The organism is Microcoleus vaginatus FACHB-2002 (genome assembly GCF_040004035.1).
In the GTDB taxonomy this organism is placed as follows: domain Bacteria; phylum Cyanobacteriota; class Cyanobacteriia; order Cyanobacteriales; family Microcoleaceae; genus Microcoleus; species Microcoleus vaginatus_C.
In genome coordinates this window covers 1-15,159 of sequence record NZ_JAMPLN010000022.1, presented here as the reverse complement: position 1 = coordinate 15,159, position 15,159 = coordinate 1, and the positions used below count along the sequence as shown (strand labels likewise).

Here is a 15,159-nt window from a genome sequence, read left to right as displayed (position 1 = left end):
GAGGCAGAGCCTCAAATACAGGCGTTCCCAGGCAGAGCCTAGGAACAAGCAACAGGAGGCAGAACCTATCTCGTTCTCAGCCTCTGTCGCGGAATCTAGTCCCACAAGAAACGGGAGGCAGAGCCTCTCTCATGCCCAGCCTCTGTCCGGGAATGCAGTAGAGGAGGCTCTGCCTCATATATTAAAAAAGAAAACCCTAAAAAACCTGGAGTAAAATTAACATGATGAGAATTCCCACAACAACTTATCGGATTCAATTTCATGGAGGTTTTAACTTTGAAGCCGCCAAACAAATCCTTAGCTATCTGGAAGATTTAGGAATTACCGACGTTTACGCTTCACCAATATTTAAAGCCAGAAAAGGCAGCTCTCACGGATACGATGTCGTTGACTCAAATCAGCTCAATCCCGATTTGGGAACATCAGAAAATTTTGAAGGCCTCACATACGAAATCAAGAAACGGAACATGGGATGGCTGCAAGATATTGTCCCAAACCACATGGCTTACGACACTCAAAACTTGCTGCTGTTAGACGTATTGGAACACGGGCCGGATTCCGACTATTTCGATTACTTCGATATTGAATGGAATCATGCTTACGAACATCTCAGAGGTCGAGTGCTGGCTCCGCTGCTGGGCAATTTTTATGGAGAGTGTCTGGAAAATGGCGAGATTCAACTCAAATACAGCGAGATTGGGCTGACCATCAATTATTATAGTTTACAATTGCCAGTAAGAATTGAATCTTATGCTAAATTTATCAGTCATAATTTGGGGCATTTAGCCAGGGAATTAGGGAGACGCCATCCAGATTTTATCAAGTTTTTGGGAATTCTTTATTTGATTAAAAATACACCTTCAGAAACTAAAGGTAAAACCAGATACGATCAGATAGCTTTTGTCAAAGGACTGCTCTGGGAACTCTACAATCAAAATCCCCTGGTACAGGAATTTATCGATGAAAATATCAAAGTTTTTAACGGAGAAAAGGGAAATGCCGAAAGTTTTAATTTGCTAGACGAATTGCTTTCCGAGCAGTTTTACCGTCTGTCTTTCTGGAAAGTGGGGGCAGAAGAAATTAACTACCGAAGGTTTTTTACGGTCAACGAACTTATTTCGGTTAAAGTTGAAGAGATTAAAGTTTTTCACAAAAACCATGCTCTGATCTTCGACATGGTTGAAGAGGGAAAGTTTACGGGATTGAGAATTGACCACATCGACGGACTTTACGACCCCACAGAATATTTGAAACGGCTACGGGAGAAAATCGGAGACACTTATATTACTGTTGAAAAGATTCTGGAACACGAAGAAGATTTGCCGTCATATTGGCCGATTGAGGGAACTAGCGGCTACGACTTTTTGAATTACGTAAACGGCGTTTTTTGTCGGTGCGATCGCGAGCAGCAATTTACCGAAATATATCAGAGATTTACTCGCTTAACTGTTCCCTACGAACAGTTGTTTTTAGATAAAAAAGGACTGATTGTTGAGAAAAACTTGGCGGGAGATGTAGACAATCTAGCTCAACTTTTGAAGAATATCTCCGGTCAATCGAGACAGGGAAATGACTTTACTCGTCCCGGTTTGGAAAAAGCATTGGCGGCTGTTTTGACAATTTTTCCAGTCTACCGAACTTACATCAATCAAGACGGTTTGAGAGAGTCCGATCGCACTTACGTAAAATATGCGATCGCCCATGCCAAAGAACAAGTACCCCGACTCCTCAAGGAACTTAATTTTATCGAAACGGTGCTGTTGCTGGAAGAAGAAGAAACTCTAACACCAGAACAAAAAGAGCAGCGCCGGCACTTCGTAATGAAACTCCAGCAGTTGACAGGCCCCTTGATGGCAAAAGGCATTGAAGACACGCTTTTATACGTCTACTATCGGCTTTTATCCCTCAACGAAGTCGGAGGAAATCCCAGTCAGTTCGGCGTGTCGCTGGTAGATTTTCACGAGTTCAACCACAAGCAGCAAGTAGCTTGGCCGCACAAAATGAATGCTACAGCTACCCACGATACCAAACGTGGCGAAGATGTGCGAGCCAGACTTAACGTTTTGTCAGAAATTCCCGATGAATGGGAACAGCAAGTCAGGTCTTGGAGAGAGGTAAACTCTTCTAAGAAAGTCAACTTTGTGAATCGAATGGTTCCAGATACTAATGACGAATACTTCCTGTACCAAACTCTGCTCGGCAGTTTTCCCTTTGAGGGAATTGAAAACACTGATTATGTCGCTCGCCTGAAAGATTATGTCATTAAAGCTGTCCGTGAAGCAAAAGTTTATACGGCTTGGCTGAGACCGGATAACGACTACGAAGCTGGTTTTATGACCTTTGTCGATAGCGTTCTCGAACCTTCGGAACAAAATCAGTTTCTCAACAAATTTATACCTTTCTGCAAAAAAGTAGCTAATTACGGAATTTTCAATTCTTTATCTCAAACGCTGCTGAAAATCACTGCTCCCGGCGTTCCAGACATTTATCAAGGGACGGAATTCTGGGATTTAAGCCACGTCGATCCGGATAACCGCCGTCCCGTTGATTTTGAGCGCAGAATCGAGGTTTTGCGGGAAATTAAAGAGCAAGCTCAGACGGATATTTTGCAACTGGTTGAAGATTTGATTGCGACGCGAGAAGACGCGAGAATTAAGTTGTTTTTGACGGCAAGAGCGCTAGAAGCGAGAAAAAAATACTTGCAAGTTTTTCAATCAGGCGATTATCTGCCCCTGCAAGCAGTGGGCACGTTTAAAGATAATGTTGTTACCTTTGCCAGAAGCTTTGGAGAGACTACAGTTATTGTGATTGCTCCCCGGTTTTTGACGGGAATTGTCAAACCCGAAGAAATGCCGATCGGCAAACAAGTCTGGAAAGATACTAATTTGAAGTTATCAGAGCAAATGCCGTCGGTTTGGAAAGATGCAATTACAAATCAGTCAGTAGAAAGTAACGGTACGTTGGCAATTGGTGACGCTCTGAGTTACTTTCCCGCAGCTCTGCTGATCGGTCAAAAATAGCAATTAAAAGCTGGAAAATTCAAGAATTATCCGAGATTCCCAGGAGGGGGACTTGAGGCTCTTCCTCAATATATTCTTTCCCAGGCACAGCCTGGAAGTAAACGGGTAGGGGCAGGGCATTCCCCTGTCCATTTTCAGAATTGATATTATATCAAATCCGTTAGCATCGGAATAGTAAATTCGAGTTGACGGTTGACGGTTGACTGTTCACTGTTCACGGCGTCAACAGTCAACCGTCAACAGTCAACATCATTCCGGTGTAACCGGAAATGATATTAAACCTGATTTGAAGTCAAAAAATCGATCGCCCCTACCAACCAAACAAAATTTATACAACAAAGACGGCAAATACAACACAACGTATACGGTTTGCCACAATACCCGAATCGATCGCACACCGTACATTGGGAAGAGTAAAGAAAAGCAGTCAACAACTGTAGCGGTGCAAGCCTCACGGATGCAACCGTCCCCCACCAGGTTCGGTAAATACCCCTTCATCGCAAGGTCTACCGCCCGCAGTATAGAGATCAGCACCCTATCGAAGACTGTATTAAAGCAGGACTCACTACCCGTAAACCGCGAGGTAAAATCGCAGTCCTGAATAACCAGACTATCGCACAGATAAAACACCAAAATTTTGTAGAGATTGGAGCCGGAACACCCCTATGGGAAAAGTAGTTGGAATTGACTTAGGTACGACAAACTCCTGCGTCGCAGTTATGGAAGGCGGCAAACCCACCGTCATAGCCAACGCCGAAGGGGGTCGCACCACACCTTCTGTAGTAGCATATGCTAAAAATGGCGATCAACTTGTCGGACAAATCGCCAAGCGTCAAGCCGTGATGAACGCCGAAAACACCTTTTACTCAGTAAAACGGTTTATCGGGCGTCGGGTTGATGAAGTAGCCCATGAAACCACTGAAGTTTCCTACAAAGTCCTCAAAGTTGGCAACAGCCTCAAACTAGACTGTCCCGCCCGCGGCAAGCAATTTGCCCCAGAAGAAATTTCTGCACAAGTTCTCCGCAAACTGGTAGAAGACGCCAGCAAATACCTCGGCGAAACAGTCACCCAAGCGGTAATTACTGTTCCCGCTTACTTCAACGACTCTCAGCGCCAAGCTACCAAAGACGCGGGAAAAATTGCCGGTATAGAAGTGCTGCGGATTATTAACGAACCTACAGCAGCAGCTTTAGCTTACGGATTAGATAAAAAGAGCAACGAAACCATCCTCGTATTTGACTTAGGTGGCGGTACTTTCGACGTATCTATTCTCGAAGTAGGCGACGGCGTATTTGAAGTGCTAGCAACTTCTGGAGACACTCACCTTGGCGGTGACGACTTCGACAAAAAAATCGTCGATTACATCGCTAACGAATTCCAAAGAGCCGAAGGCATTGACCTTCGCAAAGACAAACAAGCACTGCAACGCCTGACGGAAGCAGCAGAAAAAGCCAAGATTGAGCTTTCGAGCGTTACCCAAGCAGAAATCAACCTGCCGTTTATTACCGCGACTCAAGACGGGCCAAAACACTTGGACACGACTTTGACGCGGGGCAAGTTTGAAGAACTCTGTTCAGATTTGATCGATCGCTCTCGCATCCCCGTAGAAAATGCGATCCGCGACGCCAAATTAGACAAATCTGCAATTAATGAAGTCGTCTTAGTTGGTGGTTCTACGCGGATTCCTGCGGTGCAAGAACTGGTCAAAAAAATCCTCGGCAAAGAACCCAACCAAACGGTAAACCCGGACGAAGTGGTTGCAGTCGGTGCAGCAATTCAAGCAGGCGTACTCTCCGGCGAAGTCAAAGACATCCTGTTGCTCGACGTTACTCCGCTGTCTCTCGGCGTCGAAACCTTGGGTGGCGTGATGACCAAAATCATTCCCCGCAACACCACTATTCCTACCAAGAAGTCGGAAACTTTCTCGACTGCTGTAGACGGCCAAACAAACGTGGAAATTCACGTTTTGCAAGGCGAACGGGAAATGGCGAATGATAACAAGGATTTGGGAACCTTCCGCTTAGATGGAGTTCCACCAGCTCCCCGTGGCGTACCTCAAATTGAAGTTACTTTCGATATCGATGCTAACGGTATTTTGAATGTAGCTGCTAAGGATAAAGGTACTGGTAAGGAGCAATCGATTAGCATTACTGGTGCTTCTACTTTGCCCAGCAATGAAGTCGAGAAAATGGTCAAGGAAGCCGAGGCGAATGCGGCTGCTGACAAGGAACGTCGCGAAAGGATCGATCGCAAAAACCAAGCTGATTCTCAAGCCTATCAAATCGAGAAGCAGTTGGCAGAATTGGGCGATAAAGTTCCCGCTGATGACAAAACTAAGATTGAAGGGTTGCTTAAAGACTTGCGATCCGCGATCGAGAGTGAAGATGACGATCGGATCAAAACCTTGACAACAGAGTTGCAGCAAGCATTCTACGCTGTCAGCAGCAACCTGTACCAGCAAGCAGGCGGCCCAACTGATGGCCCTGGCGGCCCTGGCGGCCCTGGTGGCTATGGAGACGGCGGCCCCACTGGCGGCGGTGACGACGTGATTGACGCCGACTTCACTGAAGGCAACAAATAAAAGGCTAAATTAAAAGCCCCCAGCTAGAAGCAAGAAACCCGGTTTTGAACAGAAACCGGGTTTCTGTTCATTCAAAAACAAACCAAAGCCGAGCGCCCAAAATCAGTAAAAATCTGCTTGAGGCATAGTGAAAAAAATTGAATATGCTTCAATAAATATCATAAACTAGCAGTAATATCGCAATCGAGAGCAATCAAATGTCACGTTCTCCTATACAAAATTCTTCCCCCAATACTCCCAGCCCATCTCATGTAGCATCCTTGCGCCGACTCCGCCGGATCAGCCATGTACTAGACAATGCAATTCCGATTCCAGGCACAAAATACCGCATTGGGCTCGATCCGATATTGGGACTTATACCGGGCGGCGGCGATTTAATCAGTTCAATTTTTGCAGGATATGTTGTCTTTAAATCCGCTCAACTGGGAGTGCCTCAAGAGACTTTAGTAAAAATGGCAACTAATATCGTATTTGATACAGTTGCTGGTACTGTACCGGTAGCAGGAGATTTGTTGGATGTTGCTTGGAAAGCTAATGTCAAAAATATAGAATTGCTGGATGCTCATTTAGGTTCTCCGGAACAAGGCAAAAAAGCCGATTGGCTCTTTGTGGCGGCGTTGCTGTTGGGTTTGATGTTAATTGTTGGAGGCGTGATTTTCTTGAGTGTGATGCTTCTTGGCTGGTTATTTCAAGTAATTGCAGGGCGTTAATCTTGGGTTTGATGCTCAGGATAAATCACTCTCTTTGTGTCATATTAATAGCATATAATCGGTTAATTATTCCTTAAAAATCCTTTTTAAGGAGGATGATTCCCGACAAACACAAACATCTGGGTTTAATTACCCGTTGGCTGCGTTGCTTTTTTTTATCCTTCAACAAAGAGCGAGAATCTCACATATCCGTACATTAAAAACAGGGCGAGTGGCAACAAACCCAACACTTTTTTTGCAGCAATACTTGAGAAAAATAATATCAGTATCACATACCCAAAAACAGCGGGTGCGCTCAATATTTAATAAATAAATACTACAATGTGTTAGGGTTTAAAAATTCAACCAAGCCCTACCAATAAAAGTTATGATCCTCTTACCAAGAAGAGATATGTGGCAGAAATCCGACTTATTGAGCAGAGTCTATTGAAGCACTTCGGAGACATCAAATACCAGGCAGCATCTCAATTGTGTCAAAAGTGAGATGCTGCCGTTTCTCTGACCGAAATCGAGGTAAATTAACACTCTTCTTATCTCTGAAATGGGTTTTATAATCAAAAATAAAGCGATCGACCTCTTTTGACCTCAATATATATACTTTAAGGGTGTTGACAAATATCTTTTAATGTGAATTACACTCTAAATATTCTTTTAAACTCGGTATTGACCCGATAGCCCTTGAGTCCGATATAGTGATATAATCCAGACTATAATATCAACTTGATATAAATGCTTGAATTATCAGCCCTTGGGCTGCTACAGTGGCAACCCCTGCACGGCTATCGGCTAAAGCAACAACTGGAGCTGTTTATGAGCAGTTGCATCAGCGTCAACTACGGAGCGATTTACCCGCTGCTGAAGCGCTTGGAAGAGCGAGGCGAAATTTCGGTAATAGCCGAAGAAGCCGGAGATGCTGGCTGTACGCGCAAAATCTACGGAATTACCGCCAAAGGGCGCGAACTGTGGCGGCAAAAAATGCTCGAACACCCTCAAGAAAGCTGGGTTAACAGTGGTTCCCGGTTCCAAATCAAGTTTTTCTTTTTTGGCGACTTAGAACCTGAAGAACGGCTGAAGCTATTGGAACACCGCTTGCGAGCCTGTTACACCCGGCAAGACTACATCGAAAGCCTCAAGAGCGAATATCCACTAACCGACGACTATCAATTCGCCTCTCGCGATCGCTGCAAGTCAGTGCTGGCGTCAGAGATAGAGTGGTTAACCGAGCAACTAGCCAAGGAAAAAAGCGCGACCGCCGGAGTGCGTGACTCCCCAACCTCCCCTGAATCCGCCGACTCCAAGGGACAATCCTTCCAACTCACCCATTCAGGTGACTCATAAGAAGGATGTGTAATCTTCCCTGCCATCGTAACTTTTGAGAGATAACAAGAAGCTTTCCTAAAAAGAATCACTCCCTGGCTTTGCTAACTGCGATCGGACTAAAGCCCTGCACATACCCCAACCTCATTAAAAAGGTACTTTCCCGATTCCATCCTGTTTAAAATCGCTTGTCATTATTCCCCCATGTTTGAAGGGGGCGCCGGAGAAATCAAAGATTCCGCCCAAGTCTCAGTAAGTCAGAAGTTAAAAAAAATCTAAGTGGTGCTGCCCATGAGTTATTCTAAATCCCCAGAATCCGTCGTTGAAGCCCAAGAGCAAAAATCTCCCACACCGGAACTGCACCCAACCGATGCAGACAGCGAGCAACTGCAGGATTCTGCAACCGTTGCCGATCGCCCCGAACCTGTTGCTAAACCACGATCGCGGTGGCCTCTAATTGCCGCGCTCGCGATCGCCACAGGCGCAGCAGGTTTCGGCTGGTACTCGTGGCAATCGGGTCATAATCGCGCACAGCAACCGGCAGCAGCAGCCCAACCCCCAGGCATACCAGTCAAGCTCGCCGCCTTAAAAACCAGCTCAGTCGAAGATGCCTCGGAATTTGTTAGCAGCTTAGAAGCCAAGCGTTCGGTAGAAATCAAACCCGAAGTAGAAGGGCTAGTCACTGAGATTTTTGTCAAATCCGGGGACTTCATAAACAAAGGGCAAGCTATCGCCCGCATGAAAAGCGACAGCGCCCAAGCTGACTTGAGGCAATCCCAAGCCAACCTGATTCGCGCTCAATCCCACTTAGCGGAATTGCAAGCAGGAGCCAGGCCCGAAGAAATCGCCCAAGCTCAAGCCCAAGTCGCCCAAGCCCAAGCCAACCTCGCCCAACTGCGATCGGGCTCTCGGCCAGAAGAAATAGGCCAAGCCCAAGCCCGCGTCGCCCAAGCCGAAGCCAACCTAGCGGACGCCCAAACAGGTAGCCTCTTAGAAGACATTGCCCAAGCAAGAGCGCAAATAGAAGCAAGCACAGCCGAAGCAAAATTAGCCAGCCAGCAGCTTGCCAGATATCAGGCATTGGCAAAAGAAGGCGCAGAATCCGCCAACACCCTCGAACAATACACCCAAAAAGAAGCCACCGCCAAAGCCAATCTCCGAGAAGCTCAAAGGCGGTTCGAGCAGCGGCAAAAAAACAGACAAGCCGAGATCGAGCGCCGGACAGCGGCCTTGCAACAGCAGCGGCAAGCTTTGCGGCAATTGCAAAACGGTTCGCGCCCAGAGGAAATAGCCAAAGCCGAAGCAGAAGTCGCACAAGCCAAGAGCAGATTAGCGCAGTTAGCCAACGGTACGCGCCAAGAACAGCTCGATCAAGCTGAAGCGCAAGTTGCCGAGGCCGCGGCTCAAGTGCGCGGCTTTGAAGTACAACTACAAGAAACTGCGGTCATCGCGCCCTTCGCGGGAGTCATCGGCGACATACCAGTGAAAGTAGGTGATTACTTGCAAAAAGGTAACGCCATTGCCACCCTGACAGAGAACCAATTGCTAGACTTGCGGTTATCAATTCCTTTGGAACGGATGCCTCAATTACGCTTAGGGCTGCCAGTACAAATGCTCGATGCTCAAGGTAAGGCGATCGCCCAAGGTCAAATCAGCTTTATCTCCCCGAACGTCAGCGCCAATTCCCAAACAATTTTAGCTAAAGCCACCTTTCCCAACCCCACCGGCGAACTGCTTAATCTCCAGTTTGTAAAAGCTAAAGTCATCTGGAAACAGAACCCCGGAATTTTAGTTCCAGTCACAGCAGTTACTCGCTTAGGTGGGGAAACATTTGTCTTCACAGCTCAAAAGCCGGAACAGCTAAAACCTGGAATGCCACCTTTAGTAGCCCGACAAAAGCCCGTGAAATTGGGAGCCATTGAAGGTAATAATTATCAAGTTATCGAAGGTTTGCAAGCCGGGGAAAAAATTGTTACTGCAGGCATCCTTAACCTGACAGACGGCGCTCCCATCATGGCTCAAGAGGCAGAGAGAGCAGCAGGAGAAGGAGCAGGGAAAAAATTACCAGTAGCTAGCAAAAATCAAGGTAAGTAGTTGCGTTTTAGCGCTCTTAATTCACCTATTAAGAGCGCATAAGCGCAACTACTTACCTTATGTCAAACTACTTGATTGCTCAGCTCTTAAGAAGGGGGCAATGGGAATTTTTGACTCAAGTGCAATTAGCAATTAGGAATTAGCAATTATCAACTAAAAACTACCCATTACCCAAATAATGTTTGCAGATTTTTTTATTAAACGACCTGTCTTTGCTAGCGTCTGCGCCTTAATTATTGTTTTGGTAGGCGCAATCAGCATTCCCACATTGCCGATCGAGCGCTTCCCCGACATCAGCCCCACCCAAATCAACGTCACAGCCAACTATAGCGGTGCGAATGCTGAAGTTGTCGAAAATGCGGTAACAAACATCCTAGAAAGGCAAATCAACGGCATTGAAGGACTGAAATATCTAACTTCCAGTAGCACTAACAGTGGAACTAGCACCATTACAGCCACCTTTGATACTTCCCGCGACAAAGATATCGCCGCCGTCGATGTGCAAAATCGAGTTGCAGTCGCTCAACCACAACTCCCAGATGCCGTACAACGCACAGGAGTTACAGTTACAAAACAATCTAACAGCCTGCTGCTGGCTATAGGATTATTTACCGAAAATAAAGAATACGATACCATATTTTTAAGCAACTACGCCGACCTCTATTTAGCAGATACTTTAAAAAGAGTAAAAGGCGTGGGCGACGTGCGAATTTTTGGGGAAAGACGCTATGCTATGCGCCTGTGGATCGACCCCAATAAATTAGCTGCTCGTAATCTAACAATGCAAGATGTAACAAGAGCAATTAACGAACAAAACTTGCAAGTTGGTGTAGGAAGAATTGGTCAAGAACCAGCCCCCGAAGGGCAAATGTATCAGATTGATTTGAGTGCAGAAAGCCGTCTCCAAAGCCCCACAGAATTTGAAGAAATTGTTATTAAAAGCGAAACAAATGGAACTTTAGTTAAGTTAAAAGATGTCGGTAGAGCCGAACTAGGAGCAGAAAATTATAACTCTTTTCTGCGATTTCGAGGTAATGACGCAGTGGGTTTAGGGATTTACCAATTGCCCGGAAGTAATGCTCTAAATGTTGCCCAGGCCGTCAAAGCAGAAATGGAAAAATTATCGAAAAACTTCCCTCCGGGGGTGATACATAGAATCGCACTAGATACGACTCAATTTGTCCAAGAGTCAATGGCAGAAGTAGTCAAAACTCTGTTTGAAGCAGTCTTGCTAGTGGTGATAGTTATTTTTGTTTTCCTGCAAGATTGGCGCACTACGATTATTCCCACCATCACAATTCCCATTTCTTTGATTGGGACATTTGCATTTATCAAAGCCTTCGGCTTTACGATTAACAGTTTGTCTCTATTTGGTCTTACCTTAGCAACAGGTTTAGTGGTAGATGACGCTATCATCGTAGTCGAAAATATTGACCGTCTAGTCCGCCAAGGTATGAATGCCCGCCAAGCCGCTTCCGAGTCAATGCGGGAACTTTTTAGTGCTGTAATTGCCACTTCCTTAGTATTGATGGCCGTGTTCGTACCAGTGGCATTTTTCCCAGGGACAACGGGAGCACTCTATAAACAATTTGCCCTGACAATTGCTTTTTCAGTGCTGCTTTCTACCTTTATGGCGGTTACTCTTACTCCCTCACTTGCCGCTATATTACTGCGCCCAGGTAAGAAGTTTGGTGGTCCGTTGGGTTGGGTGTTTAACCGGATTAATATTTTTCTTGATTGGATACAAAAGAAATATAGAGATTCCTTAATATTCTTAACACGATTTAAAACCATTGTTACCCTGTTGTTTATTGCTTCTCTGGGATTCACCGCTTGGCTTTATTTAGCAGTACCCACCGCATTTATCCCAGAGGAAGACCAGGGCTATTTTCTGACAATTATTCAAGGGCCTCAAGGCGTTTCGCTGCAATACACCCAGCAGGTAATGGACGGAGTTGAACAAGAAATTCTCAAAGTTCCTGAAGTTGTGGGGACTTTTTCTGTAGGTGGCTTTGGTTTTAGTGGTAATAGTTCCAATCAGGGGATTATATTTACTACCCTTAAACCTTGGAAAGAAAGGGAAGGTGAAGATCAAACCGTACAAGCGATTATTGGTAAATTGCGGGGTAAGTTTTTCTCGATTCCCGAAGCGAGAATTTTCCCTGTGAATCCGCCGGCTATTCAAGGTTTAGGTCAATTTGGAGGCTTCCAATTTCAATTGCAAGACCGCAAAGGTAACAGCGGTTTAGATTCTCTGGTTCAGGCGATGGGTGGGATTTTAAAGCAGGCGAATCAGACACCGGGATTGCAGGCGGTATTTAGTACGTTTGCTGCGAATACGCCTCAGTTAGTTGTGGAAGTTGACCGCAATCGCGCTAAGGCTCTAGATATTCCCATTAATGATGTTTTCAGTACATTACAAACGGCTCTGGGCTCTCAGTATGTGAATGATTTTAATCTGCAGCAGCGCAATTATCGGGTGTATGTTCAGGCGGATAAACAGTTTCGTGATAACCCTGAAGATATTAGTAAGTTGTATGTCCGATCTGGAAAGAATGAAATGATTTCTTTGAGCAATTTGGTGAAGATAACTCCCGTGGTGGGAGCGCAAACTGTTAACCACTACAATTTATATAGGTCAATTGAAATTAGTGGCTCTCCGGCTCCCGGATCGAGTTCTGGACAGGCGATAAAATCGATGGAAAAGGTGTCTGCTGAAGTTTTGCCGTCTGGTTTTGGGTATGAATGGTCGGGGAGTTCTTTAGAAGAAATTGAGTCGGGGGGTCAAGCACCAATTATTTTTGGTCTGGGACTGATTTTTGTGTTCTTGGTTTTGGCGGCTCAGTACGAAAATTATGTCGATCCTTTCATTATTTTGCTATCGGTTCCTCTGGCGATTTTAGGTGCTCTTTTAGCTCAGTCGTTGCGGGGTTTGGCGAATGATGTTTATTGCCAGATTGGTTTGGTGATGTTGATTGGGTTAGCTAGTAAAAATGCAATTTTAATCGTGGAGTTTGCTAACCAGTTGCGGGAGCAGGGATATTCAATTGCTAAGGCGGCAGTTGAGGCTTCTCAAGAGCGTTTACGGCCGATTTTGATGACTTCTTTATCATTTATTTTGGGGATTGCTCCCCTAATTAACCCAGAAGGTGCGGGCGCCGCAAGTCGTAGATCGCTAGGGAATGCGATCGCCGGGGGGATGGTTGTTTCTACTGTCTTGAGTTTGTTTATAGTGCCGGTTTTGTATGTGGTGGTTGTCTCGGCTCGCGATCGCTTTCGGAAGCGCGATCGCCCGCAAAATCCGCCCGATGATGGCACAATTTTGAACGGGAAAACGACTCCCAGCGATGAGGTTGAACGTGATAAAGTATCGCCGTTGTAGTTGGTAAGTTGAAAGGCGATCGTTTTGTGAGTCTCATTGGTGCGATCGCCCAAAACCCGCCAATCCCGCATCAAAACCCCCAAAGTCCCCAGATTAGTCCGGGGATCAATTCTTCAATCCAAAATCCCAAATCGAAAATCCAAAATGGATTGACGGCGGCCCCCATCTGCGGCTACGCTTTGAAGTTAGAGGTTGCTTGCTTGTAGAGGAGGCAGCCCGCGTCGCCCGAAAATCTAGTTGCACTGCCCAAAGCTGTTGGTAGCAGCAATGGACAGCTAACCGCCAAACTGAGAGTAGCAGTCTGGAGGCTAACGGAAGATTCTAACATCGTCTGTAGCCGCCCTGTTATATGTTGAAAAGCGGGGCGGCTGGGTTTTTGGGTTTTTCTAGAAAACCCAAAACCAGGAGAACATATTATGTCACAGGAATTCGTGCCTGACGACAACAAATTTGAGCGCCCAAATGACGACTCAGCAGTATGCGAACAGGAAGTGGTGCTGTTAACGGTTGTCGGTTCGCCCAAAGGTGTCAGGGAAACCATACTCACTTTGTACCGACTGGGATTTGCAGAAGTGGGCGATTGGAGCCCCGTACAACGTGCAGCCAATCCGAAGCAGGTGATGAGCGTGCTGATCCGTCGTTCGCGGGCTAACGGTACACCGCCGAGAAAATCTGGACGGTAAGCTGCGCTGTCATTTTGATTGAAGCGAAGAATCTTCGTGGGGTGGGCGTCTCGCCCGCCCTAAAAATACCATTACTTACTGGGCGTTGATATTGGATTTCAGGGTAGAAGTAAGAGATTGGCGATCGCAGGCAACAATTTACTGCAAGCTTCCACCAACGTCGCCGCACTAGGTAAACCAGCAATAGTCCCTTTCAAAATCTTCATTGCCGTTTTCCCCGTCTTTTGCATTGTGCTTTCTTGGGGATTTTTCCCTACTTCTGCCAAAGTTTTTACCTGTTCCAACGCTTCAGCTTTATCATCATCAGATAAATCAGTTTCAGCCTCGATGGCTGTTTGTAACTCTGTCAGTAATTCTTTGATTCCCGGTTCATCTGGTTTAGCAGAATCAGATAATTGATTAATTGTATTGGCAACAGTACCGCTGATATCACCTAAACTTAAAGCTCCTGCACCGCTAGCGTTAACGGTTCCGCCTGTAATTTCTATTTTGCGACTTTGGTCGATTTGGTCACTCATAACTTTATTCTGTGATGTAGATTTAACTTCATTAATAAATTTAACATTAACAGGGGGCGGAGTCAACAATTTTACAAATTCATTCAGTTCCCCACTTTTAGAATTCCCTCCTTTTACTAAGTCTAGAAAGACATTCAAATAATGTTTTTGAATGGCAATAATTTCATCTTTAGATTTTAATTGCTCGGCTCGCATTTGAGCTTCTAGCCTTGCTTGATAAACTTCGTCCCAAATTTGCTCAACTTTACCCTTATCTGTTCTTTCGGGAACTTTGAGAGTCAGTAAAACATCATTTTGTTTCTTATCAATTCTTTGAATTGACTCCGGTGTAATGTCTGGAAATTCTAGCATTAACTTCTGAAAAGCGGCGGTAAAAGCTTCGGGGTTAATCCCATCTTTGAGCAGGATTTGCACGGTTGTCATAATTTTTTTATAGAGTTTCTCGAAATCCCCCGGTTCAAAAAATTTACTGATGTGGTGAGGGCGGCGTTCGCGATCATCAGTTCCGGGTTTGGCGTTTTCCAGAAGATAAACAAACCGACAGTTAACGCGATCGAGCTTTGTATGAGCATCAATGTTCCAAGCTTCCAAACAAGCACCTGTAAAACAAGCTGCTGTAAAATCTGTTGCCAAGGCTTGAGTTTCAGTGAGATTGGCGAATTGCAAATCAGCTTGATGCAAAGTTGCTTCGCTGAGATTAGCCTGCTTGAGATTAGCATAGCTGAGATTAACATCGCCTGCTGGGGGGGTGACAACCAGCCTGAAACCCAGAGGTGGTGAGGATTGAGCCCATGTGTGCTAAAAAAAGATAGGCAGCATAATTGTTACACGCTTGCCTATCCCAAAAATAATG

Annotated in this window: 9 protein-coding genes; 8 read left to right on the top strand and 1 reads right to left on the bottom strand. The window is 45.5% G+C overall.

The window, feature by feature from the left end; all coding sequences use genetic code 11:
• Positions 1 to 224: 224 nt before the first annotated feature.
• The 8 genes from treY to NDI35_RS18655 all read left to right on the top strand — a co-directional run bounded on the left by treY (position 225) and on the right by NDI35_RS18655 (position 13,788).
• Positions 225 to 3,020 (top strand): malto-oligosyltrehalose synthase, encoded by a 2,796-nt coding sequence (treY, locus tag NDI35_RS18690; protein ID WP_445314117.1) that lies wholly within the window; start codon positions 225 to 227, stop codon positions 3,018 to 3,020.
• Between the two features lie 665 nt (positions 3,021 to 3,685).
• A complete protein-coding gene (dnaK, locus tag NDI35_RS18685; protein ID WP_445314040.1) occupies positions 3,686 to 5,602 on the top strand; it encodes a molecular chaperone DnaK in 1,917 nt (638 codons plus the stop codon).
• Positions 5,603 to 5,799: 197 nt separating this feature from the next.
• Positions 5,800 to 6,312 carry a DUF4112 domain-containing protein gene (locus NDI35_RS18680; protein WP_445314039.1) on the top strand — a complete coding sequence of 171 codons (513 nt, stop codon included), beginning with the start codon at positions 5,800 to 5,802 and terminating at the stop codon, positions 6,310 to 6,312.
• Positions 6,313 to 7,041: 729 nt separating this feature from the next.
• The gene (locus NDI35_RS18675; RefSeq protein ID WP_445314038.1) at positions 7,042 to 7,650 is read left to right on the top strand and encodes a PadR family transcriptional regulator; all 609 of its coding nucleotides are present in this window, start codon (positions 7,042 to 7,044) and stop codon (positions 7,648 to 7,650) included.
• A gap of 270 nt (positions 7,651 to 7,920) precedes the next feature.
• Positions 7,921 to 9,723: an efflux RND transporter periplasmic adaptor subunit gene (locus NDI35_RS18670; RefSeq protein ID WP_445314037.1), complete on the top strand. Its 1,803-nt coding sequence runs from the start codon at positions 7,921 to 7,923 to the stop codon at positions 9,721 to 9,723.
• A 178-nt stretch (positions 9,724 to 9,901) separates the two neighbouring features.
• Positions 9,902 to 13,105: an efflux RND transporter permease subunit gene (locus tag NDI35_RS18665; RefSeq protein WP_445314036.1), complete on the top strand. Its 3,204-nt coding sequence runs from the start codon at positions 9,902 to 9,904 to the stop codon at positions 13,103 to 13,105.
• A gap of 26 nt (positions 13,106 to 13,131) precedes the next feature.
• Positions 13,132 to 13,311 (top strand): hypothetical protein, encoded by a 180-nt coding sequence (locus NDI35_RS18660; RefSeq protein ID WP_333254815.1) that lies wholly within the window; start codon positions 13,132 to 13,134, stop codon positions 13,309 to 13,311.
• A 210-nt stretch (positions 13,312 to 13,521) separates the two neighbouring features.
• Positions 13,522 to 13,788, top strand: a complete 267-nt coding sequence (locus tag NDI35_RS18655; RefSeq protein ID WP_445314035.1) for a hypothetical protein — start codon at positions 13,522 to 13,524, stop codon at positions 13,786 to 13,788.
• Between the two features lie 98 nt (positions 13,789 to 13,886).
• On the opposite strand, the gene NDI35_RS18650 is transcribed toward NDI35_RS18655, so the two are convergent.
• Entirely contained in the window at positions 13,887 to 15,065 is a 1,179-nt protein-coding gene (locus tag NDI35_RS18650; protein WP_445314116.1) for a pentapeptide repeat-containing protein, read from the bottom strand.
• Positions 15,066 to 15,159: the final 94 nt, after the last annotated feature.

Coding starts and splice junctions, on each gene's coding strand:
- treY (WP_445314117.1), top strand. CDS start 225: ATGAGAATTCCCACAACAACTTATCGGATTCAATTTCATGGAGGTTTT.
- dnaK (WP_445314040.1), top strand. CDS start 3,686: ATGGGAAAAGTAGTTGGAATTGACTTAGGTACGACAAACTCCTGCGTC.
- NDI35_RS18680 (WP_445314039.1), top strand. CDS start 5,800: ATGTCACGTTCTCCTATACAAAATTCTTCCCCCAATACTCCCAGCCCA.
- NDI35_RS18675 (WP_445314038.1), top strand. CDS start 7,042: ATGCTTGAATTATCAGCCCTTGGGCTGCTACAGTGGCAACCCCTGCAC.
- NDI35_RS18670 (WP_445314037.1), top strand. CDS start 7,921: ATGAGTTATTCTAAATCCCCAGAATCCGTCGTTGAAGCCCAAGAGCAA.
- NDI35_RS18665 (WP_445314036.1), top strand. CDS start 9,902: ATGTTTGCAGATTTTTTTATTAAACGACCTGTCTTTGCTAGCGTCTGC.
- NDI35_RS18655 (WP_445314035.1), top strand. CDS start 13,522: ATGTCACAGGAATTCGTGCCTGACGACAACAAATTTGAGCGCCCAAAT.